This window comes from Pseudoxanthomonas sp., assembly GCF_035999195.1.
Classification (GTDB): Bacteria; Pseudomonadota; Gammaproteobacteria; order Xanthomonadales; family Xanthomonadaceae; genus Pseudoxanthomonas_A.
The window spans coordinates 516,989-540,356 of the sequence record NZ_DASYGY010000009.1; the positions used below are offsets into that span (position 1 = coordinate 516,989).

Annotated in this window: 19 protein-coding genes; 8 read left to right on the forward strand and 11 right to left on the reverse strand. The window is 69.8% G+C overall.

The window, feature by feature from the left end:
* Positions 1 to 201 precede the first annotated feature (201 nt).
* On the reverse strand, positions 202 to 6,318 hold the full coding sequence (locus VGN58_RS09580) for a fibronectin type III domain-containing protein (protein WP_327483018.1): 6,117 nt from the start codon (positions 6,316 to 6,318) through the stop codon (positions 202 to 204).
* 632 nt (positions 6,319 to 6,950) lie between these two features.
* Here VGN58_RS09580 and VGN58_RS09585 point away from each other — a divergent pair.
* Positions 6,951 to 9,017 carry a putative bifunctional diguanylate cyclase/phosphodiesterase gene (locus tag VGN58_RS09585; RefSeq protein WP_327483019.1) on the forward strand — a complete coding sequence of 689 codons (2,067 nt, stop codon included), beginning with the start codon at positions 6,951 to 6,953 and terminating at the stop codon, positions 9,015 to 9,017.
* Positions 9,018 to 9,041: 24 nt separating this feature from the next.
* On the opposite strand, the gene VGN58_RS09590 is transcribed toward VGN58_RS09585, so the two are convergent.
* Entirely contained in the window at positions 9,042 to 9,632 is a 591-nt protein-coding gene (locus VGN58_RS09590) for a DUF6151 family protein (RefSeq protein WP_327483020.1), read from the reverse strand.
* A gap of 109 nt (positions 9,633 to 9,741) precedes the next feature.
* Positions 9,742 to 10,680, reverse strand: coding sequence for an HDOD domain-containing protein (locus VGN58_RS09595; RefSeq protein WP_327483021.1), 939 nt, complete (start codon positions 10,678 to 10,680; stop codon positions 9,742 to 9,744).
* A gap of 315 nt (positions 10,681 to 10,995) precedes the next feature.
* On the opposite strand from VGN58_RS09595, the gene VGN58_RS09600 reads away from it, so the two are divergent.
* Entirely contained in the window at positions 10,996 to 11,451 is a 456-nt protein-coding gene (locus VGN58_RS09600) for a PA2169 family four-helix-bundle protein (protein WP_327483022.1), read from the forward strand.
* Positions 11,452 to 11,550: 99 nt separating this feature from the next.
* Here the strand turns inward: VGN58_RS09600 and ligD are convergent, their stop codons facing one another.
* From ligD to VGN58_RS09625, 5 genes are all read right to left on the reverse strand, one after another.
* Positions 11,551 to 14,088 (reverse strand): DNA ligase D, encoded by a 2,538-nt coding sequence (ligD, locus tag VGN58_RS09605; RefSeq protein ID WP_327483023.1) that lies wholly within the window; start codon positions 14,086 to 14,088, stop codon positions 11,551 to 11,553.
* 71 nt (positions 14,089 to 14,159) lie between these two features.
* Positions 14,160 to 14,789: a GIY-YIG nuclease family protein gene (locus tag VGN58_RS09610; protein WP_327483024.1), complete on the reverse strand. Its 630-nt coding sequence runs from the start codon at positions 14,787 to 14,789 to the stop codon at positions 14,160 to 14,162.
* Between the two features lie 3 nt (positions 14,790 to 14,792).
* On the reverse strand, positions 14,793 to 15,713 hold the full coding sequence (locus VGN58_RS09615; protein ID WP_327483025.1) for a Ku protein: 921 nt from the start codon (positions 15,711 to 15,713) through the stop codon (positions 14,793 to 14,795).
* An 84-nt stretch (positions 15,714 to 15,797) separates the two neighbouring features.
* Positions 15,798 to 16,064: a DksA/TraR family C4-type zinc finger protein gene (locus VGN58_RS09620; protein WP_327483026.1), complete on the reverse strand. Its 267-nt coding sequence runs from the start codon at positions 16,062 to 16,064 to the stop codon at positions 15,798 to 15,800.
* A gap of 98 nt (positions 16,065 to 16,162) precedes the next feature.
* Positions 16,163 to 17,089 (reverse strand): M14 family metallocarboxypeptidase, encoded by a 927-nt coding sequence (locus VGN58_RS09625; RefSeq protein WP_327483027.1) that lies wholly within the window; start codon positions 17,087 to 17,089, stop codon positions 16,163 to 16,165.
* A 122-nt stretch (positions 17,090 to 17,211) separates the two neighbouring features.
* Here VGN58_RS09625 and VGN58_RS09630 point away from each other — a divergent pair, with 122 nt between their 5' ends.
* A complete protein-coding gene (locus VGN58_RS09630; protein ID WP_327483028.1) occupies positions 17,212 to 18,054 on the forward strand; it encodes an SAM-dependent methyltransferase in 843 nt (280 codons plus the stop codon).
* A 6-nt stretch (positions 18,055 to 18,060) separates the two neighbouring features.
* Here VGN58_RS09630 and VGN58_RS09635 read toward each other — a convergent pair whose 3' ends face one another.
* Positions 18,061 to 18,651, reverse strand: coding sequence for a hypothetical protein (locus VGN58_RS09635; RefSeq protein WP_327483029.1), 591 nt, complete (start codon positions 18,649 to 18,651; stop codon positions 18,061 to 18,063).
* Positions 18,652 to 18,787: 136 nt separating this feature from the next.
* Positions 18,788 to 20,098: an alpha/beta hydrolase gene (locus tag VGN58_RS09640; protein ID WP_327483030.1), complete on the reverse strand. Its 1,311-nt coding sequence runs from the start codon at positions 20,096 to 20,098 to the stop codon at positions 18,788 to 18,790.
* A gap of 282 nt (positions 20,099 to 20,380) precedes the next feature.
* Between VGN58_RS09640 and VGN58_RS09645 the strand changes: the two genes are divergently transcribed.
* From VGN58_RS09645 to VGN58_RS09665, 5 genes are all read left to right on the forward strand, one after another.
* Positions 20,381 to 20,542 (forward strand): hypothetical protein, encoded by a 162-nt coding sequence (locus VGN58_RS09645; protein ID WP_327483031.1) that lies wholly within the window; start codon positions 20,381 to 20,383, stop codon positions 20,540 to 20,542.
* Complete coding sequence (locus VGN58_RS09650) at positions 20,539 to 21,009, forward strand: YaiI/YqxD family protein (protein WP_327483032.1); 471 nt, start codon at positions 20,539 to 20,541, stop codon at positions 21,007 to 21,009. The genes VGN58_RS09645 and VGN58_RS09650 overlap by 4 nt, the downstream gene beginning before the upstream one ends.
* A 15-nt stretch (positions 21,010 to 21,024) precedes the next feature.
* Entirely contained in the window at positions 21,025 to 21,336 is a 312-nt protein-coding gene (locus VGN58_RS09655) for a DUF6122 family protein (RefSeq protein WP_327484622.1), read from the forward strand.
* A 258-nt stretch (positions 21,337 to 21,594) separates the two neighbouring features.
* On the forward strand, positions 21,595 to 21,912 hold the full coding sequence (locus tag VGN58_RS09660; protein ID WP_327484623.1) for a YkgJ family cysteine cluster protein: 318 nt from the start codon (positions 21,595 to 21,597) through the stop codon (positions 21,910 to 21,912).
* Between the two features lie 11 nt (positions 21,913 to 21,923).
* Positions 21,924 to 22,190, forward strand: a complete 267-nt coding sequence (locus VGN58_RS09665; RefSeq protein ID WP_327483033.1) for a hypothetical protein — start codon at positions 21,924 to 21,926, stop codon at positions 22,188 to 22,190.
* A gap of 99 nt (positions 22,191 to 22,289) precedes the next feature.
* Here VGN58_RS09665 and VGN58_RS09670 read toward each other — a convergent pair whose 3' ends face one another.
* Entirely contained in the window at positions 22,290 to 23,339 is a 1,050-nt protein-coding gene (locus tag VGN58_RS09670) for an LD-carboxypeptidase (protein ID WP_327483034.1), read from the reverse strand.
* Between the last annotated feature and the right edge of the window lie 29 nt (positions 23,340 to 23,368).

A 23,368-nucleotide genomic window follows, 5' to 3' on the forward strand; every position in this document is an offset into this window, starting at 1 on the left:
GTTCTCCGGAATCAGGGCAGGCGCGCGTCGCGCGCGGGCGTGTCCGGAGGGTATCGCTGCCGACGGCGGGGCGACTGTGCCGAAAGTGCCGGGAACGGGACCTGGCTCCCGCCGCCGGCATGGATCGCACAAACAGGAAGCCCGGCGATGGCCGGGCTTCCCGTGACGCACAAGACGGTCGGATGCCTGCGGACCGTCCGCTCAGCGCGGCGCCTCCGAGGGATCCACGCAGCGGCGGCCACAGCGGCGGGCGGCGTCACCGGCCATCGTGCCGTCGTTCTGCACGAACCCGCCACCGAACGGCTGCCCGTACGACAGGCGCAGGCCCAGAGTGCTGCCCTGCGTGCTGTTGCTGGCCTGCTCATGGCCGAACAGCAGCGACAGCAACCAGCCGGGCCGCAGCTTCACGTCCACGCCGGCCGCCAGCGACAACGCGTTGTCGTTGTAGCTCTGCATGCCCAGCCGGTAGTCGGTCGGGTGCGGCCATACCACGTAGTTCATGGCCGCCTCGCCCTTGTCGTCGATCGCCTGGCGATACTCCAGGGTCCAGAAGGGCCGATAGCGTCCGTTCGCACCGCCGACCTGGTAACTGCCCTCGATGCCGAGCGCGAACGTGCTGTTCTCCACCTCCTGGCGACGATACGCCAGGTCGTAGAGGCCAAGGCCGTACTCGCGGTAGGCCTCCAGCGTGGTCCGACTGGCATCGAACCGGCCATACCCGGTCAGCGCCATGCGTTCGCCACGGTGCTCGTAGCCCAGCGCCAGCGAGCCGAACCACTGTTCGCCGTCGCGCGCCGCGGTGCCCAGCGCGCCGGCGTCGTCGCTCCAGCGGCGGATGTCGAAGTCCAGGCGGCCGGTGGCCAGCATGCCGTCCACGAACAGGTGCTCGCCCCGGCGCCACAGGCCGTACAGCGCCAGCGAGCGCTGGTCGGCCTTGAGCCGCGACGCGGTGCCGTCGAGATCGCTGTCGTTGCGCGCCAGGCTGCCCGCCACGCCCAGCAGCAGATGCTCGCCGAATGCACGGTCCGCACCCAACGTGATGCCATCGGTCTGGAAGTCGTAGCCACCCACCCGTCCGCGCTTGCCGAACGTGGCCGTACCCGATGCCCACGCGCCCCAGCCCTGCGGCAGTGCCGGCAACACGCCACCCGTTGCCTGCCCCACCGGCACCGACAGCCCCTGGCGGTCGTCGCCACCGGCGTACGCCAGGGTGACGGCATTGCTCGAGGCGTTGGCGCCGCTGCGTACCTGGCGCAGGCGGTCGCGGATGTTCGACTGCTGTGCAGTGGCGAAGCGCACGCTGGCGTCCACCTGCGCCTGCAGCAGGCCGACCACGCCCGCATCGCGGGTCGGGTCGGACCGCACCTCGACCTGCAACCGCATCTCCACGCTCGCCGCGGCGTAGCTGCCGGCGGCGGCCTGGGTGGCGGTGATGACGGTCTCGCCCTCCGCATGCAGCGTCACGGTGCGGCCGCTGATGCTGGCCACGTCGGGATCGCTGCTGGTGAAGGTAAAGGCACCGGCACTGGGGCTCTGCGGATTGCCCAGGTCGAATGCGGGTTCGCCATAGACCTTGCGCAGCGTTTCCGGCCAGACCAGCGTCGGCACGGCGGCGGCGATGTCCACGTCGAGCAGCGCCTGCGGCGCGGCCTCGTGGTTGGCATCACCGGCCTGGTCGGCGGTCAGCGAGCAGCGACCCGCCGCCAGCATGGTGACCGTTGCGCCGCTCACCTGGCAGACCTGCAGCGTGGTGCTGGCGAATACGACCGGGTTGGCGGACGCGCCACCCGTGGCGACCAGCGCGAACGTGCCATTCGGCGTAAACACCGGCGTCGCCGGGTTGGCGCTGAAGCCGGTGATGGCCTGCGCCGCCTGCGCGACGACGAGTTCGTACGCCTGCGCGCCGCTGAAGCCGTTGGCATCGCGCACTTCGATGGTGAATGCGAAGCGGCCGGCCTGCGTCGGGGTCCCCGACAGCACGCCCGCCGCGCTCAGCGACACGCCCTGCGGCAGCGAACCTGCGATCACCGTGTACGTGTACGGCGCGGTGCCGCCACTGACGGCCAGCGTCTGGTGGATCGCACCGGCGTGCGTCGCGGGCGGCAGCACCGGCAGCGTGAATGCGATCTGCGGCGCCGCGACCTGCAGCGTGTACTGCCGCTGCGCGGTGAACGGCCCCAGGCCCGTGCTGCTGTCGGTGACCTGGACGGTCAGGCTGAAGCTGCCTGCGGCCGTCGGCGTGCCGGTGATGCGGCCGTCCGTCCCCAGCGCCAGACCGGCCGGCAAGGCGCCGCCGGTCAGCTGGAAGGTGTACGGCGATGCACCGCCGCTGGCGACGAAGGCATGCGTGTAAGCGCTGCCGCCGGTGCCATCGACCGGGTTGCCCGCGTCCAGCGCCACCGTCGGCGCGGTGACATCGATCGTCATCACGGCGGCTGCAGTGGTCTGGTAGGCATCGCTGGCCGTGTAGGTGAAGCTGTCCTGCCCGGCAAAGCCGGGGTTCGGCCGGTAGCTGATCGTGGTGCCGCTCGCGGTGGCGGTACCGTGCAGCGGCAGCGTGACCACCGCGACCGAGGTCGCCGTGCCGGTGATCGACAGCGTCACCGGCGTCGCCGGCGCACCGTACGCCAGCGTGACGCTGCCGTCGGCGACATCGAGTGCCGGAATCGGCGTGACCGCGTTCGACGGTGCCGATGCCGCGCTGCTGCCCGCGCTGCTCTGCGCCGTCACGGTGAACGTGTACGCCGTGCCGCTGTTCAGGCCACCGACGGTGATCGGGCTGCCCGCGCCAGTGTTGGTGATGCCGCCGGGACTTGCGGTGACCGTGTAGCCCGTGACGGGCGCTCCGCCGGTGAAGCCAGGCGCCGTGAACGACACCGTGACCGATGTCGCCGACGCCATCGTCGCCGTACCGATCGTCGGCGCGGCCGCCACCACCGCTGCCACCGTGAAGCTCTGGCTGACCTGAGCGGCCGGCAAATGGGTGGCGTCTCCGGTCTGGTCGGCGGTGATCGTGCAGGTACCGACGGAGGCGAACGCCAGCGTTCCGGTGGCCGTGATCGAGCACACCGCCGGCGTGGCCGACGCGAACGTCACCGGCAGCCCCGAATCCGCCGTGGCCGACAGCGTCGGCGTGGTGCCGAAGTCCTGGCTGCCCGGGTTGCCGAACGTGATGGACTGCGCGATGGACGTGACCACGGCGTTCGATGCGGCAGAGACCGGGCCCGTACCGACGCTGTTGGTCGCGACCACGGTGAAGGTGTAGCGGGTGCCGGACGTCAGGCCGGTGACGCGGATCGGACTGCCTGCCCCCGTTGCAGCGGCCCCGCCCGGACTGGCCGTCACGGTGTAGCCGGTGATGGCGATGCCGCCGCTGCTGGCCGGCACCGTGAAGGCCACATCGACTTCGGTCGGGCTGGCGAGGACGGCGGTGCCGATGGTCGGCGCGCCGGGCACCACCGGATTGACGGTGAACGTGCGGGTGACCTGCGGGGCGGCGAGATAGCTACCGTCGCCCGGCTGGTCGGCGTTGATGGTGCAGGTGCCCGCGGTGACGAACGTCAGCGCGCCGCCGCTGGTGATGGTGCACACGCCGGTCGTGGACGAGGTGAAGATCGGCGTCAGGCCCGAATCCGAGGTCGCGCTCAGCGTCGGTGTGGTGCCGAAGTTCTGCGCGCCGGGATTGTTGAAGGTGACGGTCTGGGTCGCCGCCGGCGTGATGCTGTTCGAGGCCATCGACGCGGGGCCCGTGCCGGCCACGTTGTCCGCCGTGACGGTGAAGGTATAGGGCTGCCCGTTGGTGAGGCCGTTGATCACGATCGGCGACGCCGCTCCGTTCACGGGGGCCACATGGGGAGGGTAGACCGTGACGGTGTAGCCCGTGATGGACGTTCCACCGGTGTTGACAGGTGCCGTGAACGCGACGCTCGCCTGGGTGTCGCCGGCGATCGCGGTGCCGATCGTGGGCGCGGCCGGAGCTACGGGATTGATCGTGAACGAATGGCTGACCTGCGGTGCCGGCTGGAAACTGCCGTCGCCCGCCTGGTCCGCGTTGATCGTGCAGGTGCCGGCGGCAACGAAGGTGAGGATGCCGCCGGACGTGATCGTGCAGACGCCTGTCGTGGCGGACGTGAAAGTAACCGTCAGCCCCGAACTCGCCGTCGCAGCCAGCGTCGGCGAGGTGCCGTAATCCTGCGCGCCGGGGTTGGCGAACGTGATGGTCTGCGGCGCCGCCGGAAGGACGCTGTTGGAGGCGGCCGACGCCGCACCTGTACCGGCGGCGTTCGTCGCCGTCACGGTGAAGGTGTACGCCACACCATTGGTCAACCCGGCCACGATGATCGGCGAACCGGAGCCCGTCCCGGTCGCGCCCCCCGGATTCGCGGTGACCGTGTAGCCGCCGGAGAGAATGGCCGCACCGCCGGTCGACGCGGGCGCGGTGAACGTCACCGAGGCCTGGCCATTGCCCGCCGTCGCGGTCCCGATGGTCGGGGCACCCGGTGCGACCGCGTTGACGGTGAACGTCCGGGTTTCCGTGGCCGCCGCATTCCATGCGGCATTGCCCGCCTGGTCCGCCTCGATGCTGCAGCTGCCGGCAGCGACGAAGGTCACCTGGCCGCCCGCCGTGATCGTGCAGACGCCGGTGGTCGACGAGCTGAAGGTCGGCGTCAGTCCCGAGCTCGACGTCGCGGTCAGTGTCGGCGTGGTGCCGAAGTTCTGCGCGCCGGGATTGGCGAACGTGATGGCCTGGTTGCCCTTTGGCGTCACGGCGTTCGACGCGGCCGACGCGACACTCGTTCCGACGGCGTTGGTCGCGGTCACGGTGAACGTGTACGCGATGCCGTTGGTGAGCCCCGCCACCGTGGCGGTACAGGCGGCGGGCCCTGCGCAGGTACCGAACGCGCCGCCGGGACTGGCGGTGGCCGTGTACGTGGTGATCGCCGAACCGCCGTTGCTGCCCGGTGCGGTGAAGGTGACGCTGGCCTGGCCATCGCCCGCCGTGGCCGTGCCGATGGTCGGTGCGGCAGGCGCGGTGGGAATGGCGACGGTGTGCGTCGACCCGCTGGCGAAGGCCGCCGGACCGCCGTTGCCGGCCGCGTCGGCGATATCGGTGGCGCCGTTGAGATTCAGCCTCAGGTCGCCGCTGCCGGCGATGCCGCTCACGGTGACGTCGATCGAGGCGCCGCTGCTCGCCGAGACGCTGCTGATCGTGCCCGTGGCCGTGCCCGTCATCGCCAGCGCGAAGTCATCGGTGGACACGTTGGCCACCGACTCGTTTAACGCGACCGTGAAGGTCACGCTGGTGGCGGTGGCCGCAGGCGATCCGCTCACGGTGATGCCGGTGACGGCGGGCGGTGCCGTATCGACGGCGGCGTTGCTGGTGTCGCTCGTCGTGGTGGTATTGCCGGCGTTGTCGGTGGCCGTGAACGACACATTGCGGCCGGTCGCCTGCAGCGCGCCGCTGGGCAGGGTGTACGTGGCCGTCCACGTGCCGCCGCTGTTGGTCGCGGCGACCGCTACGCCACCTCCGAACTGGCTGAAGTTCGCGGTGGCACCGCTGATCGTATCCGTATTGTTGTCGCCCGCTGCCGTGTTGTTCCACGTCGCCGTGACCGTGTCACCGATCCGGTACGTGCCGGCGGTGCCCGATGCGCCGGAAATGGCGATGTTGCCGTCGGTCACCGTCGGCGCCACATTGTCGACGATGGCATTGGTGGTGTCCCCGGTGGCGGCACTGCCCCAGGCATTGGTCGCCGTCACGTTGACATTGCGGTTTGTCGCGTCGATGGCGCCCGCGGTGATCGTGTAAGTTGCAACCCAGGTATCGCTCATGTTGCTGGCGCCAACGGCCGCGCCACCGCCGAACTGGCTGAAGTCCATCGTTACGCCGGTGATGCCACTGTTGTTGTCGCCGCCCGCGGTGTTGTTCCAGGTCGCGGTGACGGTGTCGCCGATCCTGTAGGCGCCACCGGTGCCCGACGCGCCGGAGATGCCGATGCGGGCGTCGGTGACGGTAGGCGCGGGCACAGCGCTGTCGCCCTGCAGATCGTCTATCAACAGGAAATCGAACATCGTGGAGGAGAAACGAACCTCATCCACCACCAAACCACCGAAATTGAGCGTCGCACGCGTGCCCGCAGGAACTACCTGAGCACCGACCGAGTTGCCCCCTCGATAGCCGGTGACCGTGACGCTCTGGCTCAGGACATCCAGCAACATCGACTGCAGCACAAAATGTGCACCGTCCGTACGCGACCAGATCAACGTCGCGCCGCCGCCGCTGTTTGCATTGAGCGCGGGGTTTCCTGGGAACGACATGTCATCCCAACTCATATCGCCGCCGACCATCGTGAACGTGAAGCTGTCACCGCCCAAGGGCATGGTGAATGTCGTTGCCGGCGGATCGGGTGCGGTTGGCAGGTTGGTCGGGCGAGTCGTGAATGCCTCGTTGAAGACGACTGCCTGCACATTACCGACGACGGCCAGCGCCATGATCACCACCAGCAGGCATTGCCGCGCGAGTCTTCCATGAAGGCCAGTTGCCAACCGGGAGTGGAAGCGCTGCGCCACGCGCGACGCGATGTGGGCACCTTGGGTGCCTGGCGAAGTGTTCAAGCTGGATCCCCTATCGATACGGTTGCCTGCGCGATCACGCAGACGAGCGACGCTGCCTGGATGGTGGAACCTGCCGGTATCCGCCCCACGGTACCGGCCACCACGTGGCGCTGGCGGCATGGTAGCGGATCGAGCGGACACAGTCGCGTCACCTGCACCAGACCGACGATGGATGTGCGATGCAAGGCGCGTGCCGCGTTCGTGTGCCTGGGCGGGCGCATTCGACGTCGTTACCCGGACAACGCGACGCCGTCATGAACGAAAAGTCTTCAGCAATGTCATGGCCGGCCGATAACGCTTTCCGAGAGCCCTCCCCTCGGGCCGCGATCTTCCCCATGACCGGCACGTACAACGAGATCCTCGTTCTCTTCTCCCTGCTGGTCGCCATCCTCGCCTCGTATACCGCGCTCGACATGGCCGGGCGCGTCGCCACCACGCAGGGCTCCGCCGCCCGCTGGTGGCTGGCCGGTGGCGCGTTCGCGATGGGACTGGGCGTGTGGTCGATGCACTTCGTCGGCATGCTGGCCTTCGACCTGCCGATTCCCCTGGGTTACGACATCACCCTCACCGCCTGCTCGATGCTGGCGGCGGTCGGCTCCTCGGCGTTCGCGCTGTGGCTGGTGTCGCGGCCGCAGCTGCCGCGTCTGCGCCTGCTGCTGGGGGCGGTGCTGATGGGCACCGGCATCGCGCTGATGCACTACATCGGCATGGCGGCGCTGCAGATGCAGCCCGGCATCGACTACCACCCCGGGTGGTTCACGCTGTCCATCGCCATCGCGGTGGCCGCCTCCGGTGCGGCGCTGTGGATCGCCTTCCACCTGCGCAGCGGCGGCCGCCGCAAGTACCTGCTGCGTGCGCTCGCCGCCGTGGTGATGGGCCTGGCGATCGTCGGCATGCACTACACCGGCATGGCGGCGGCGCAGTTCCCCGCGGACAGCTGGTGCGGGGCGGCACGCGACGGCGGCGTGCCCACGCAGTGGCTGGCGATCCTGGTGGTGGTGGCCACGGTGGCCATCATGGGCGTCGCGCTGATCGTCTCGGTGCTGGACCGGCAGATGCATGCGCGCACCCATCACCTGGCGCATTCGCTGGCGCGTGCGAACGAAGAACTGCTGCAGGCGGCGCTGCACGACCCCCTCACCCGCCTGCCCAACCGCATCCTGCTGCAGGACCGCATCGAGCAGGCCATCGAGAAGGCCAGGCGGAAGCAGGAGCAGTTCGCGGTGATGTTCCTGGACCTGGACGGCTTCAAGGGCATCAACGACGCCTACGGCCACCAGGCAGGCGATGCGCTGCTGCTGGAAGTCGCCACGCGCGTGCGCGGCCTGCTCCGCAGCCAGGACACACTGTCGCGGCTGGGCGGGGACGAGTTCGTGCTGGTAGTGGCGGCCACCGATCCCGAGGACGCCGCCATGGTGGCCCAGCGCATCATCGACGCCATCGGCCACACCGCCCTCCGCGTCCACGGCGCGGACCTGCAGGTGACCGCCAGCGTGGGCATCGCGCTGTATCCGTCCGACGGTACCCGCGAACGCGACCTGATGGCGCATGCCGATGCGGCCATGTACCACACCAAGGACAACGGCCGGAACGGTTACACGTTCTTCGCCCCGTCGATGAACATCAGCGCCCACCAGCAGCTGAAACTGCTGAACGAGCTGCGGCGCGCCGTGGAGCGCGACGAGCTGGTGCTGCACTACCAGCCCAAGTTCTCCGCGCCCGACTACGACATGGTCGGCGCCGAAGCCCTGGTGCGCTGGCGGCACCCCGAACTGGGTTTGCTGGCGCCCGGCGCCTTCATTCCCGCCGCCGAGCGCAGCGGCCTGATCCTCGCGATCGGCGAATGGGTGCTGGACGAAGCCTGCCGCCAGATGCGGGCATGGCGCGAACAGGGGCACGGCATCACCAACGTCGCCATCAATCTGTCGTCGCTGCAGTTCTCCTCCCCCAATCTCGTGGGGATGGTGGCCGACGCACTGCGCAGGCACGACGTGCCCGCCAGCACGCTGACGCTGGAAATCACCGAGACCACCGCCATGCGCGATGCCGATGCCAGCCTGGGCATCCTCGACGAACTCACCGCGATGGGCGTGAACATCTCGATCGACGACTTCGGTACGGGCTATTCCAGCCTGCTGTACCTGAAGCGGCTGCCGGCCTCGGAACTGAAGATCGACCGTGCCTTCGTGCGCGAGCTGGAATCCAATACCGAGGACGCGGCCATCGTGTCGTCGATCATCGCGCTGGGCAAGACGCTGAACCTGCGGGTGGTCGCCGAGGGCGTGGAAACCGTCGGCCAGCGCCAGGCGCTGCGGCGGCTGGGATGCGACCTCTACCAGGGTTATCTGATGGGTGAGCCGGTCGAAGCCGATGCGCTGTTCGCGGTGCGCCAGCCGGCCTGAGTCGACATCGCCCGGCGCGGCGCGTCACACGGGCTCGAGGTAAGCGGACGCGCGCTCTTCGCGCGTCAACGGGTAAGCGGTGCGATGCGGTTGCCCGTTCGCATCGAAGAACAGCGAGGGCGTCTGCCGCCGCAGTCTGGCCGCGGCAATGTCGGCGGCGATCCGCAGGCTGCCGAACAGGAGGGCCACGGGCGTGGCGGCCACGTCGTCCGTCGCGTCGGCGGCCTTGAGGACGATCCGGCCACGCGGACCGAACGCGGCATCCACCGCGGCCGTGTCGGGCAGGCAGGCGACCACCACGCCGACATAGGCCAGCCTGCCGTCGCGCGGCGTATTCGCCAGCGGCGTGCGGCAGCATCCCGCGTACCACCGCAGCAGGCCGCCCACGCGCAGGCACAGGCCGGCGATATGCTCTTCGCCGGCGGTGAACGCCATGCCGGCCGGATTCGTCGCCACGATGTCGGTGCCGCCATGGGCATCCGTCACGCCGGGCAGACCGAGGTGGCGCGCATAGGCCTGGCAATCGCGGCAGTAGCAGGTGGCCCGCGCATACGCACGGCGCTTCTCCAGGGTGCCCTGCACCTTCCCGCATCGGCAACGCACTTCGAGGGTCATGGAAGGTCCCGTTTTCGGCTTTCGTGGACGCAGGGATACCGCAGCGGCGATCACGATTCCGTCAAGCGCCCACGCGATGCGCGACCCGCCGGGCAACGACCGTCAGGGTTCAGGCGGCGGCCGCGACCGCCGGCGCCTCCATGGCGTCGCTGGCTTCGGGTGCGGCCAGCGCCAGCGCGCGTGCGAGCGGACCCATCGCCGTACGCTCATCATCGGTCTGCGCGTCCAGCGCCTGCATCAGGCGCTCCGACAGGCCCCACTCGCGCGCGACGGCGCACGCCAGACGCGGCGACCAGCGCTGCAGCAGGTGCGCCGTCATCGCCGTGTCCGGCACCCGAGCGGCGAGCCCCGCGGTCGCATCGCGCAGTGCCTGCACCACGACGATGGCGCCCAGCCCCTGCAGGAGGGCGAGCAGGCGCGCGGCGAGGACCTCTTCGCGACCCGCCGGACCCGCCAGCCTGGCTGCGATCAGCGCGCTGCGCTGCGTGTGGTCCCAGACCAGGTCCGGCAGCCGCCCGAACACCCCGCCCTCCACCCGCATCACCGGCTGCATCAGGGCCACCGCCACCAGATGGCGCAGTCCGTCCACGCCGACGAGTGCCACTGCGCGGTCCAGGCTTTCCACGGCCGCCGTATCGCGTCGGTACAGCGTGCTGTTGGCCAGCTTCAGCAGGTGGGCGGCCAGCGCCGGATCGCGCGCGATGATGCCGCCGAGGTCGCGACCGGATGCGTCATCGTCGTTCAGGGCACCCAGCAGTTCCGGCAGCAGCTGCGGCCTGCGCGGCAGGCGCCGCGGGTCGTCGGCGAAGCGCGCCAGCGCATCGCGGGCGGCCGCAATCACCGGACCGCTGTCTTCCGGCGAAAGGCAGGACCCGGCATCGAGTCCGGCCAGCCGCAGCAGCGGTGCCGCCCAGTCGCGCGGCGGTGATGCCGGCGACGAAGGCGCGACCTCTGCCATCCCGGCCAGCGGCGTCATCGACGCGTCGGCGGCCACGGCCTTGCGCCGTCCGCGCTTCCACCATCCACCCACGATCTCCCGGAATGCCACGCACTCACCTGCGATTGCATAGTCGACGACACCGTAGCGGCCGCATGACGCGTTTCTTGAGCGTCCCGCACAACGCGACAGTGACCCGGTTGCCGACGCGGCCGGAGATGGAGGCGTCGATGCTGCCGCGAGATCGCGCGCATCGCACGGCCAGCCATGCGTGCGATGCGGTCATGAAACTTTCACTCGCGTTTCGCGCGGACGCGACATCGATGAACGCTTCCGTCGCGCGGTCACACGATGTTGATGCGCGATGCGGGAAGTTGTCGCTCAAGGGCGGAACACGCCCTATCCCTTCCACGACAGGAGTTCACGATGAACACGCAGAAGAAGATCCAGCACAGCCTCAACGACCTGATCGAAATCGCCCGCGACGGCCACGGCTTCTACACCGAAGCCGCCGGCAAGGTGAAGGACGCCGAGCTCGCCGCGCTGTTCACGCGCATCGCCGGCGTCAAGCAGGACATCGTGGCACGCCTCAGCGCGACCGTCGCCGCCACGGGCGGCAAGCCGGCCGAGCACGGCACCATGGTCGGCAGCATGCAGCAGTTCTACGGCAAGGTGCGTGCAGCGCTGGGCGACACCACCTACGGGTATGTCGCGGAGCTGGAGGAGTCCGAAGATCGCCTGCTGAAGGCCTTCAACGAGACCATCACCGACGAGGACACCCCGGCTACCGCGCGTGCCGAAGCACAGGCCCTGCTGCCCAGCGTGCGCGAGTGCCACAACGTGATGCGCGACCGCAAGCAGGTGCTCAAGCGCGCCAGCTGATCCGCACGACGCGTCGTCGCCCCCGGAAGCCCCGCACATGCGGGGCTTCTTTTCATGCGCATCTTCGAGGACGACGCGATCGCTCGTCGTCGGCCGAGCTCACGCCGATCTCCCGCGTTTTGCCTGCCGTCCAGCCAGCCTCGCCGCCACCTCGGCCAGATCCTGTTTCCGGCGCAGGTAGTCGCCCCACGGATGTTCGCCGAGGCGCGCCATGCGCCGCGGGGCGGACGCGATGGTGTAGGCATCGCCGCCCTTGATTCGGCCCAGCTCCTCCCAGCGCAACGGCATGGCGACCGGCGCGCCCTCGCGTGCGCGCAGCGAGAACGATGCCACGCTGGTGGCACCGCGCCCGTTGCGCAGGTAGTCGATGAAGATGCGACCCTTGCGGAACTTCTTCGTCGCCGTGGCGACATAGGCCAGCGGGTCCGAGGCCGCCATCGATTCGGCGAATGCATGCGCGAAGTCCTTCACCTGCGGCCACGGACACGCGGGTTTCAACGGCACCACCACGTGCAGGCCCTTGCCGCCGGACGTGCGCACATGCGAGGTCAGTCCGAGCGCGCGCAGACGCTTTCGCACCAGTCGCGCCGCCTCCACCACGCGTACCCATGCGACATCCGGCCCGGGATCGAGGTCGAACACGATCCGGTCGGCACGATCGGGCGTCTTCGCCTGCGCGCCCCAGGGATGGAACTCGATCGCGTTGAACTGCGCCAGCTCCAGCAGGCCGGCTTCGTCGTTCACCACCAGATAGTCCGCGCGCGCGCCGCCTTCTTCCTCCAGCGATACCGCATCGACCCGGTCCATGCCGGGGGTGTGGTGCTTCTGGAAGAAGCAGGGCCGGCCCGCGCCCTGCGGACAGCGCACGATGGACAGGGGTCGCCCCGTGATCTCCGGCAGCAGCCAGCGCGCCATGGCGCGGTTGTAGTCGAACACCTGCTGCTTGGTGATGCCGCTGTCGGGAAACACGACGCGCTCGGGATGCGTCAGTTCCAGCGCGTCGGCAGCCTGGGATGTGCGGGGCGTGGCCGGCATGGCGGATCCTTGGCGGGCACTGGAAGACGAGGGTTCGCGCAGGTCGGCGGCACGCTTGTCGCGCCGGATGGTCTTCAACGAGGACTGGCGCAGCAGGCCCTGGTTGCCGAGCCCGTGGTGGAACACGTCCGCGACCAGCGTCGGCGTGACCCAACGCGCACGCCGCAGTTCGGGGTCGTCCACGTCGATGCGCGCCGTCGGTGCGCTGCGCGCGCGTGGCGCCAACTGGGTGGCCAGTGTCTCGAGCAGCGCCTGGCTGAAGCCGGTGCCCACCCGTCCCGCGTACCGCCACCCGCGCGCGCCCTCGGGCGCGGCCAGCAGCAGCGCGCCCAGCCCGCTGCGGCTGCCTTTCGGTGCGGTGAAACCGACCACCGCGAACTCATCCGACGCCCGCTGCTTCACCTTGCGCCATGCGTCGCCACGACCCGCGTGATACGGCGCCTCGGCGCGCTTGCTGATGATGCCTTCCAGCCCGCGTTGCAGCGCCATCGCCAGCGCCTCGTCGCCACGCCCGACGATGTGCGAGCTGTAGACCAGCCGGTCGGGCGGCGACTTCAGGATCTCCGCGAGCAGCGCCTTGCGCTGGTACTGCGGGCTGCGCGCCAGGTCCACGCCGTCGACCTGCAGGATGTCGAACAGCACGTACGACAGGGTCGCATTCTTCTCGCCGGCCAGGGTCGCCTGCAGCAGGCCGAAGTCCTCCTGCCGCCCGGCGCCGGCCACCAGTTCGCCGTCGAGCACGGCGTCGTCCAGGTCCAGCGCCTCGAGTGCCGCCACGATCTCCGGCGCACGCGCCGTCCATTCGATCTCGTTGCGCGACCACAGCCGTGCCCTGCCCTTGGCGATCTGCGCGATCAGGCGGTAGCCGTCCCACTTGGCTTCGTGCAGCCAGGCATCGCCTGCGGGCACATCGGCCTGCAGCTTCGCCAGCTGCGGCGTACGGAAGCCCGGGCGCTGGCTGGTGGCGCGGGCGCCGTCCAGCCGCGCCGCCCGCTTGGCCCAGCGATGCGTGCCCTGCGGGACGGCGGACGTGCCCTTGCGAGCCTTGCGTGCAGCGCGGGGCGGCTTGCCGCCCGCCGGCACGGTCACGTCCTGCAGCAGGTCGTCGGCTTCCCTGCTGCCGGCGTAGTCGTCGCGCTCCTTGAACAGCAGCCATTGCGGCTGGCGCGCCGGCTTCTGCGTGCGGACCAGATGCCAGCCGCCCTTGAGCTTGTCGCCGAACAGGCGGAAGCGCAGATGGCCCTTGGCGAGCTGCGCTTCCACGTCGCCGTCGGTCGTCCACAGGCCGCGATCGAACGTGGCGACGTGGCCGCCGCCGTACTGTCCTTTCGGGATGTCGCCTTCGAAGTCGGCGTAGTCGATCGGATGGTCTTCCACCTCGGCCGCCAGCCGCTTCACGTCCGGGTCGAAGCTGGGCCCCTTCGGCACGGCCCAGCTCTTCAGCGTGTCGCCGACCTGCAGGCGGAAGTCGTAGTGACGATGGCTGGCGTGGTGCAGCTGGACCACGAAGATCGGCCGCTTGCCGCGCGCGCGCCGACCCTCCGCCGCCGGTTCCGGCGTGCGGTCGAAGCGGCGCTTGCGACGGTATTCCTGCAGGCTCATCGGGATCCTCGACTGTGCCTGTTATGCCGCGCACGCCGTCAACGGAACGTGGAAGGGTCCCGTGGCCGGCGTCAGCGCGGCGCGAGCGAGTTGCGCCGCTGCCACGCCTGCAACGCCGGCGAGATGACGTCATCCAGCGTCACGCCCAGTACCGCATAGGCATCCAGCGCATCGCGCAACGCCGCCAGCGGAGGCCATGCACTCGCTGCCGGCCACGCGTCGGGCGCGCCGTAGTGCGCGATGGCCGCCTGTTCCCCGCCTTGCAGCCGCTCGCACCGCTCCCGCAGCCGCTCGAGCAGCCACGTGCGCAGTGGCGCATGCACGACGAATCCCTGCGTCATCAGCATCTCACGCGCGTCCGCCAGCCGCGCTCCGGCACCGCGGAACCATTCCGTATGCCCTGCCGCCCGTGCGGGGACCTGCAGCGGCGGTGGCGCAGCATGGTCGCGCAGGGCGCGCTTCCAGCGCGTTTCCCAACCGCGCGCTTCGCGCACGCTGTCGGCCTCGGCCAGCCAGCCGCGCTCCAGGTCGAAGAACTCGTACCAGCGTGGCGAGAACGCCTGCATGCGCGCCAGCGGATCGCTCGCGATGCCGAGCTTGGCGTGGTCCTCGTAGGCGCACGGCAGCACGTAAAGATAAGCCCGCCCACTGGCGCCGGTGCCGACGCCGTCCACCGGCACGATGCGCCGCCCTCCCGCCATGGGTCAGCGCGAGGCCGCCTTGCGTGCGCGCCTGGCCGGCGACTTCTTCGTGGCCTTGGCGGCCTTCTTCGCTGCCTTCCTGGCGGGCGCCTTCTTCGCCGCCGCCTTCTTGGCCGGCGTGCGCTTCTTGCTGTCCAGGCTCTTCTGCAACAGCGACATGAAGTCGACCACGTTGGTCGCGGCATCCTCGCGTTCGGGCACGTCCTCGTCGACGATCTTCGTGGTCGCGCCGCGCGCCTTGATCCGCTTCTTGATGATCGCTTCCAGGCGGGTACGGAACTCGTCCCGGTAGTCGTCCGGCGTCCACGGCGCCGACATCGAGGCGATCAACGTCTCGGCCATCTCGCGCTCCCTGGCGGTGATGCGGTAATCGGCGGCCTTGCCGCCCGGCAGCTTGTAGTCCTCCGGGTCCACGAGTTCCTGCGGATAGCGCAGCATCATCAGCACCAGCGCATCGCCCTCGGGCAGCACCGCGCACAGGTATTCGCGCGTGCGGATCACCACCCGCGCCACGCCCACCTTGCCGGTGCTCGCGAGCGTCTCGCGCAGCAGCACATAGCCCTTCTCGGCCTTCTTGCCGGGGACCAGGATGTAGGGCTTCTCGAAGAAGCGCAGGCCGATCTCGTCGCGGTCGACGAACGCTTCCACGTCCACCGACTCATGCGTTTCCGGCGCGGCGGACGCGATGTCCTCCTTCTCCACCACCACGTAGCTGCCCTTGTCGTACTCGAACGCCTTGACGATGTCCTTCCACGGCACTTCCTCGCCGGTGTCGGCATTGACGCGCTCGAAGCGGATCGGCTTGCGGTCGCGCGAATCCAGCATGCGGAAGCTGAGGTCCACCTTGCGTTCGCCGGACATCAGCGAGACCGGGATGTTGAGGAGGCCGAACGAGAGCGTGCCGGTCCAGATGGGGCGAGCCATGGCGTGCCTGCGGGGAACGGAGGGGCGCCCATCGTGTCCAGCCGTGCCGGAAACGGGCGTGAAGACCCCGCGCCGCACGGCGGATCAGCGCAGCTGGCTGTCCTTGCTGCCGCGGCGGTTGTACAGCCCCCCGCCCTGTTCTTCCTGGTCGGCGGCTTCCTGGCAGGCGACGCACAGGCGCACGCCGGGCACGGCCTGCTGCCGCGCCACCGGAATCGGCCTGTCGCACTCCTCGCACCGCGTCAGGCTGGGACCCTTGGGCAGGGCGCGGCGTGCGCGCTCGATGCCGTCCTTGACGGTCGCATCGATCTGGTCCTGCACGGCACCATCGCCGGCCCATCCGGTTGCCATGGTCGTCTCCTCTCGCGGGATCGCGTTGCCCGGATCAGCTTACGCCGCCGGGCGCAACGCGATTTCACGAACGGAAATGGGGCCGGACGCGCGCGGCTTCAACCGTTCGCCAGCGCGTAGTCGATCGCCGCCACCACGGCCGCCACCTGCGCATCGTTGCACTGCTGCGGCGTGGCCTTGGGGCTGTCCGGATACACCTCGGTAATGGTGGTGTAGCGCGCCCCGGTGATACCGGTGCACAGGCCCAGCGACCTCACCGGGTATTCGATCACGCCCTCGGCGACCACCGGCGACCCGATGATCTCGCCGTTCGCATCGGCCGGCGCGATATGCGTGACGGCGGCGACGGCCGCGATCACCGCACGCTGGAAGTCGGGCTGCCGGCGCTCGCTGTCGTCCACCAGGTAGAACCCGTCCGGGATCTCGCCGGGCTCGTACGGCTTGCCGTCGCGCGCGGCCAGCGCGGGGCGGAACTCGCTCTCGTCGCTGTCGGTGGTCTCGTGCAGGTCGATGTGCATCAGCACGCGATCCTTCAACGGCGCGACCAGGGCGATCAGCGCCGCCGATTCCTGCGCGGGGCTGTCCGCACGGAAGGAACGGTTCGGATCCAGCGCATCGGCATTCCAGCGGTGGATGCGCTCGTAGCCCCACGGGCTGACGCACGGCACCACCAGCAGGTTGGCCTTCCCTGCGTAGTCGCCGGCACGCTGCTCGAGGAACTGCAGGGCGCCGTGCACGCCGCTGGTCTCGTAGCCATGCACGCCGCCGGTCACCAGCATCGTCGGCAACGCGTCGTTCCAGTCGCGGCTGCGCACGGCGAACAGCGGATAGGTTTCGCCGGGGCCGTAGTCGAGCGTGCCGTACTGCTGCACGTCGAAGCGTTCGCGCAAGGCGTCGACCGGGGCCTGCACATCGTCCACGTAGCGGCGCTGCACCCGCTGCTGCGCACGCCACTGCGCCTTTTCCGCCGCGTCCCAGGGCTGGCCGGGCGTACCGATGGGATGGAAGCGTTCTGGCGTATGCATGGCAAGGACGGTCTGGGGATCGAGGGCCCGCACTATACCAGCGGGGTCCGCAGCGCCCGATGCACTGTCCTCCGCACGCCGACGCGGCGAGAATGCCGGGACATCCCACGCACGAACGCCCGATGCCCCGTTACACCGGCCCCCTGCTCACCCGCGACACCGCCGCTGCCCTGCTCGCTGCCCGCGACCGCGGCGACCCGCACTGGACGGGTTCGCTCGATCTCGGCCGTTCGCGCGGTGAGGCGATGCTGCAGGCCGATGCCTGGCACTGGCAGGGCTTCGCCTATCCGTATCCGGGCACGCTCAAGAACCGCACGCTGTACTGGTGGGACGGCGAGGACTTCGAGCCCGTCTCGCGCTACGCCGGCTCGCTGATCAAGCTGGTGCCGACCGGATGGGGCGTGCCCACGTTCGAGATCGACGGCATCAAGATGCTGCCCACCTCGAAGGAATCGCCGCTCGACGATGCCCGCCGCAAGGTCGCGCTGGTCGAACCGCGCGGCAGGACCGTGCTGGATACCTGCGGCGGGCTGGGTTACTTCGCCGCCTGCTGCCTCGACGCCGGCGCGGTGCGCATCGTCTCGTTCGAGAAGAACGCGGACGTGCTGTGGCTGCGCACGCTGAACCCGTGGTCGCCTGATCCGGAGAGCGCCAACGCCGGCGGCCGCCTGCAACTCACCCATGCCGACGTGTCGCAGGCCATCGCGCAGCTGCCCGATGCCTCCATGGATGCCGTCCTGCACGATCCGCCGCGCTTCGGCATCGCCGGCGAGCTGTATTCGCAGGCGTTCTACGACCAGCTCGCCCGCGTGCTGCGCCGCGGTGGCAGCCTGTTCCACTACACCGGCAGCCCCAACAAGCTGACCAGCGGCCGCGACGTGCCCGGCGAAGTAGCCAGACGGCTGGAGAAGGCCGGATTCAGGGCGCAGCGGGCACTGGATGGCGTGACCGGCCTGCGCCGCTGAGCGCCTTCAATACTCCATCACCACCGCATACAGGCGAAGGCGTCCCTCGTAGGTGCCTTGGCGGTTGATCTCGAAGTACCACCACTGCTCGGCGGGCGTGGAGATGCCGTTCTTGGTCAGGACCAGCCCGGCGTCCTGCATGATCGTCGGCGACTCCGGCACGGCCACCAGCGGCGTCCCGTAGCTGGCGTACGTCTCGAAGCCACTGCCGTGCTTGAGCGTCACCGGCGTGACCACGAACTGCAGGTCGCCGCCGGCATCGTCGGTGATCTCGTAGAGGAAGCGCAGGCGGATACGCGTGCCCGTGAAGTCCGCCGGACGCTTCAGTGTGAAGGACAGCGCACCGGTACCGCCGGTCCAGTTCAGGCCGCGGGTATGCACATCGAAGGTCCCGAACGTCGATCGCGACAGTGCGTGCGCGGGCACGGTGACGTTGCGGGTGAAACGCGGGCAGCGGACGGGCTGCTGGACGCACAGCACGGACACCACGTCGACGACGGGCGCGGCCTTGCGGAGCACCTCGTCGGAGGGCGGTGCCGCGAGCACCGGTGCGCTGCCGAGGACGAGCAGTGCCGACAACATCCTGCGGTTGAGCATGTTCCATTCTCCCTGGATGCGCCACCGCGGCATGCGGTGGCCTGCACTCAGGTGGAACGCGCGGATACGACGACATCGGACAGCACCGTTCGTCGGCGCAGGGCGGGATCCGTCGCCCGGCATCGACGGCCGCCCGTCACGGCGGCGGCAGGATCTTCCAGAACATGCCCGTTCCCAGCTTCACCGACTGCAGCGGCTTGCGTTGGGCGGCCGGCTGGTTGGCGCGGAACATCTCGCGGATGTCGCCCATCACCTTGTCCGATTCCATGAAGTAGGAATGCGCCAGCATGCTCTGGTCCACGCCGGACACGTCGATGGTGTCCACGCCGCTGACCAGCACCACGCCTTCGCTGGTATCGCCGGCGCGCGGACCGCGATTGACCTGCTTCGACGCTTTCAGCGCCATGTCCTCGGACGAGGCGTACAACGTCACCCGGCCGCTGGCCTGGCGCAGCGCCGGCGCCAGTTCGGTGCGGAACACCCTGGCGTCGATGTCCGGCGCCGCCAGGATGATGCCGCGGAAGCGGCCGCGCAGGTCCGGCCGCTTGGCCACGAGATTGCGGATGGCCTGGGTGACGCCGCGCGTGCCCATGCTGTGGCCGATCACGTAGAGGTTCTGCGCGCCCGAGCGGTCGGCCATGTCGGCCAGGAAGCCCTCCATCAGCGGCACCGAGCGCGCGATGCTCTGCTCGTCGGTGAAGTAGCCGGCCAGCGCCGCCTGCGAGGGCCAGCTGTAGAACACCGGCGCGCCGTCGAAACGCAGGTCGTAGGCCAGCTGCGCGGTGCGTCGCGCCGCATCGCGGAACCCCACGTTGTAGCCGTGCACGAACACGAAGGCGTTGCGTCCACGCGATTCCCCCACCCGGCCGTACAGGCGGGCGAAGAACGGCGACCGCTCCAGCCGCGAGACGTCCTGCAGCACGACGTGCTGCCTGGGGTCTTCCTTGAATTCGAGCAGGTACCAGCGCGGTGACTCCAGTTCGCCCGGCACGTGCGCCTTGGGAATGCTGACGCGCGCGGTGCCGTACGTCAGTCCGCGGGCGATGCCGGCCGTGAACCGGTCGCCCGGCGGCAGGGTCGCGAACGAGCCGGCCGGCATGCGGTTGGTGGCGTAGAAAACCTCCACGTTGACGAAGTCCTCACGCGCGGCGCGCGCCCGCGCCTCCCGCTCGGCCGCCTCACGGGCCGACTCGCCGCGCTGCTGACGGGCACGCGCTTCGGCGGCGGCCTCGGCGGCGGCACGGCGCTGCGCTTCCGCGCGCGCGGCTTCCTCCGCGGCGCTCACGGGCGGTGGCGGTGGCGGTGGCGGTGGCGGTGGCGGCGGAGGCGGAGGCGGCGGAGGCGAAGCCGGCGTCTCGTCCGGCGGCGGAGGCAACGGCTGGATCACGCGTTTCGCACAGCCGGCCAACACCAGGGCCGCCAGCATCAGGCAGAGCAGTCGCCGCATTCGTCACCCCATGGAAAGACCGACGGGCCGTGCCATCCCCGGAAACGGCCCACGCCGCGATGGTATAGCAGCCCGCCCGGGCGGGGCGAGCCGTGCTCCGGGCGCGGTACGCGGGCGGTTTGGCCGCGCAATCGCAGGATGGTGCTGGCCACGGCGTCCCCGCAAAGCCCTTGAAAACAGGCGCCCGTCACGCGGTTTCGCCCGCCCGGGGCCAAGGCGGGCTATCGTGTGCGCCTGCGGCCACGCCCGCTCCTCCCCTTTCCCCCGGATACCCGCCTCCCCATGCCGAAGCCCAACTATTCCTTCGAGAAGCGCCAGCGCGAGCTGGCCAAGAAAAAGAAGAAAGACGAGAAGGACGCCAGGAAGCGCGCCGAACGCGACGCCGCCCGTCCCGATGCCGATACCGATGCCGACGCGACCGGATCCGACGCCGCTCCCGAATGAGTGACGGCGCCGCCCGCGCAGCCCAGGTCTGGGTCGATGCCGACGCCTGTCCCGGCCCGGTGAAGGAGATCGTCTTCCGTGCCGCCGAGCGCGCGCGCGTGCAGGTGACGCTGGTGGCCAACCAGTGGTTGCGCACCCCACCCTCGCGTTTCATCCGCGCGATGCAGGTGCAGGGCGGTTACGACGCCGCGGACGATGCCATCGCCGAACGCGCCACGACCGGCGACCTGGTGGTCACCCAGGACATCCCGCTGGCGGCGCGCGTACTGGCCAACGGCGCCGATGCGGTCGACCCGCGCGGCGAACGCTTCACCGCCGACACCATCGCCGAACGCCTGTCCATGCGGAATTTCATGGACGAACTACGCGGCGCCGGCGTCCAGACCGGCGGCCCCGCCGCCTTCAACGCCCGCGACCGCCAGGCCTTCGCCAACCAGCTCGACCGCTGGCTGGCCGCCCGCCGCTGAGCGCACGTGGCCGAGATCGAACTCCGCGCCCCGCTCCACCTGCTGCTGCACGTGCTGGTGCCGCTGGCGGTCGCACGCCTGGCCTGGCCGAAGGACTGGAAGCGCGCCGCGCTGTGGATGCTGGCGGCGTGGGTGATCGACCTGGACCATCTGCTCGCCGACCCGATCTATGCCCCCGGCCGCTGCAGCATCGGCTTCCACCCCCTGCACACCTGGCCCGCTATCGCCGTCTACGCCGGCCTGACCGTGCCCCGGAAAACCCGCTGGTTCGGGATCGGCCTGCTGATCCACATCGTGCTGGACGGGATCGACTGCCTGCTGATGTAGCGCCGACCGCCCAATCTGACCCGCACGTTCAGGTCCAGCGGTCTTCTGCGGGCGTGAATCGGGCGGGGGGCGTACCATGGCACCGCTGCCTTCTCCTGCGTCCCGTCCGACCGCCGACAACGTCGCCCGCTGCGCTTTCCTCCACGCGTCCCGACCCACCGGGTGGACGCCTCACCGGGAGCGCTCCATGCCTCGTATTCCCGTGCCTGTCCCGTGCCGACCCGGCGTAGCGCTGCGCGGCGACGGGCTGCGTCCGGCATCGCGGCCGTGAATGCCGTTGCCGTCCCCCTGTGCGAGCGCTGCGATGCCGTGTGCTGCCGGTTGACCGTGGTGCTGCAGCCGGAAGACCGGGTGCCCGCGCACCTGACCTCCCGTACCGACGCCGGCCTGCACGTGATGGCGCGCGATGAGGAAGGCTGGTGCGTGGCGATCGACGCCGCGCGCATGTGCTGTTCGATCTATGACACCCGCCCCGACATCTGCCGCCGCTTCGTCATGGCCGGCCCCTACTGCCGCGACGTGCGCGACGACTACCTCGACCGCACCTCGCGCGGCATCCCCCTCACCCTGTACTGAAGGAAATCCCCATGGCCCGACCCCGCAAGAACGTCTCGACGGATGCCCCTGCCGACCGCGCCCAGGGCGCGAGCCGCGTGTTCGCCCGTCGCTCCTCCGGCGAGCGTGGCGCATTGACCAGCGACACCATCGCCGCCGACATCGAAGCGTTCCGTCGCGCCGGCGGCGCCATCGAGATCATGGGAACAACCAACACCCTGCTGAAGATCGGACAGGTGAGCGCCGCGACGTCTTCGCCAGCGAACACCGACAAGCGCCCGGCCAAGGCACGGCGCTGACCGGCATACCCGGCGCGACGGACCTGGAGAAGAGGCGTTCCTTGCGGAATGCCGGAGGCCTCATCCGCCCGCGTCGGGCGCACGCAGGGACATGCCGCATCAGCCCGCGAACACCGGCTCCAGCATCCGGAAGGTCCCGGCATCCGCATCCATCTCCACCCTGCCGCCCACCGGCACGATGAACTGCTGGCGGATGTGTCCGATCATCGCGCCGCGGTACACCGGAATCTTCAGCGGCCTGAAGTAGTCGTCGAAGATCTGCGGCAGTGTCAATGATCCGTATCCGCCGCCGGGATCGCATTCGGTGCATTCGCCGAAGATGATGCCCTTCACACTGTCCAGCGCGCCCATCAGCCGCAGCGTGCTGAGCATGCGGTCGATGCGGTACGGCGCCTCGGACACGTCCTCCAGGAACAGGATCTTGCCGTCGAAATCCGGCAGGTAGGGCGAGCCGGCGAGCGCAGTCAGCACGGTCAGGTTGCCGCCCACCAGGTCACCCTGCGCCTTGCCGCCCGTGATGGTGACGGTGCGGTTCCTGCGCTGCACCAGCTCGTCGCCCTTGTCGTTGCTGTTGGCGTAGTGCATCTGCTCGCGCTGGAAGAACACGCGGCGGAACTGGTCGGCATTGAACGCGTTCCAGGTGCCGATCCCGATCGGGCCGTGGAAGCTCACCAGCCCCGCCTGCGCCAGCAGGGCGTTGTGCAGCGCGGTGATGTCGGAGTAGCCGAGCAGGATCTTCGGATTGCGGCGGATCATGCCGTAGTCGAGCAGCGGTAGCAGTCGCGCCGCACCGGAGCCGCCGCGCGCGCAGACGATGGCCTTGACCTCGCGGTCGGCGAACATCGCGTTCAGATCGCCGGCCCGCTCGGCATCCTGGCCGGCCAGGTGCCCGTAGCGGGACGCCAGATGCGGCGCCACCTTGACCTTGAGGCCCAGCGCTTCCATCGCCTCCTGCGCCAGCTGCAGGTCGAACGGCTCGTCGGTGGCGCCCGACGGACTGACCAGCGCCACGGTGTCGCCCGGATTCAACGGCGGCGGCAGCAGCCGCTTGCGCAGGGGCGCCGCCGAAGCGGTGGAACCGACCGCGAACGGCACGGTGGATGCAGCGGCCATCAGCGCCGCGCTGCCAAGGAAATGTCGCCTGTTCATGCCACCTCGATTGGACATCGCATGGATCG

Excerpts from the sequence above, each read along its gene's own strand:
- VGN58_RS09580 (WP_327483018.1), bottom strand. The coding sequence starts at position 6,318 with ATGTCGTTCCCAGGAAACCCCGCGCTCAATGCAAACAGCGGCGGCGGC.
- VGN58_RS09585 (WP_327483019.1), top strand. The coding sequence starts at position 6,951 with ATGACCGGCACGTACAACGAGATCCTCGTTCTCTTCTCCCTGCTGGTC.
- VGN58_RS09590 (WP_327483020.1), bottom strand. The coding sequence starts at position 9,632 with ATGACCCTCGAAGTGCGTTGCCGATGCGGGAAGGTGCAGGGCACCCTG.
- VGN58_RS09600 (WP_327483022.1), top strand. The coding sequence starts at position 10,996 with ATGAACACGCAGAAGAAGATCCAGCACAGCCTCAACGACCTGATCGAA.
- ligD (WP_327483023.1), bottom strand. The coding sequence starts at position 14,088 with ATGAGCCTGCAGGAATACCGTCGCAAGCGCCGCTTCGACCGCACGCCG.
- VGN58_RS09610 (WP_327483024.1), bottom strand. The coding sequence starts at position 14,789 with ATGGCGGGAGGGCGGCGCATCGTGCCGGTGGACGGCGTCGGCACCGGC.
- VGN58_RS09615 (WP_327483025.1), bottom strand. The coding sequence starts at position 15,713 with ATGGCTCGCCCCATCTGGACCGGCACGCTCTCGTTCGGCCTCCTCAAC.
- VGN58_RS09620 (WP_327483026.1), bottom strand. The coding sequence starts at position 16,064 with ATGGCAACCGGATGGGCCGGCGATGGTGCCGTGCAGGACCAGATCGAT.
- VGN58_RS09625 (WP_327483027.1), bottom strand. The coding sequence starts at position 17,089 with ATGCATACGCCAGAACGCTTCCATCCCATCGGTACGCCCGGCCAGCCC.
- VGN58_RS09630 (WP_327483028.1), top strand. The coding sequence starts at position 17,212 with ATGCCCCGTTACACCGGCCCCCTGCTCACCCGCGACACCGCCGCTGCC.
- VGN58_RS09635 (WP_327483029.1), bottom strand. The coding sequence starts at position 18,651 with ATGCTCAACCGCAGGATGTTGTCGGCACTGCTCGTCCTCGGCAGCGCA.
- VGN58_RS09640 (WP_327483030.1), bottom strand. The coding sequence starts at position 20,098 with ATGCGGCGACTGCTCTGCCTGATGCTGGCGGCCCTGGTGTTGGCCGGC.
- VGN58_RS09645 (WP_327483031.1), top strand. The coding sequence starts at position 20,381 with ATGCCGAAGCCCAACTATTCCTTCGAGAAGCGCCAGCGCGAGCTGGCC.
- VGN58_RS09650 (WP_327483032.1), top strand. The coding sequence starts at position 20,539 with ATGAGTGACGGCGCCGCCCGCGCAGCCCAGGTCTGGGTCGATGCCGAC.
- VGN58_RS09665 (WP_327483033.1), top strand. The coding sequence starts at position 21,924 with ATGGCCCGACCCCGCAAGAACGTCTCGACGGATGCCCCTGCCGACCGC.
- VGN58_RS09670 (WP_327483034.1), bottom strand. The coding sequence starts at position 23,339 with ATGAACAGGCGACATTTCCTTGGCAGCGCGGCGCTGATGGCCGCTGCA.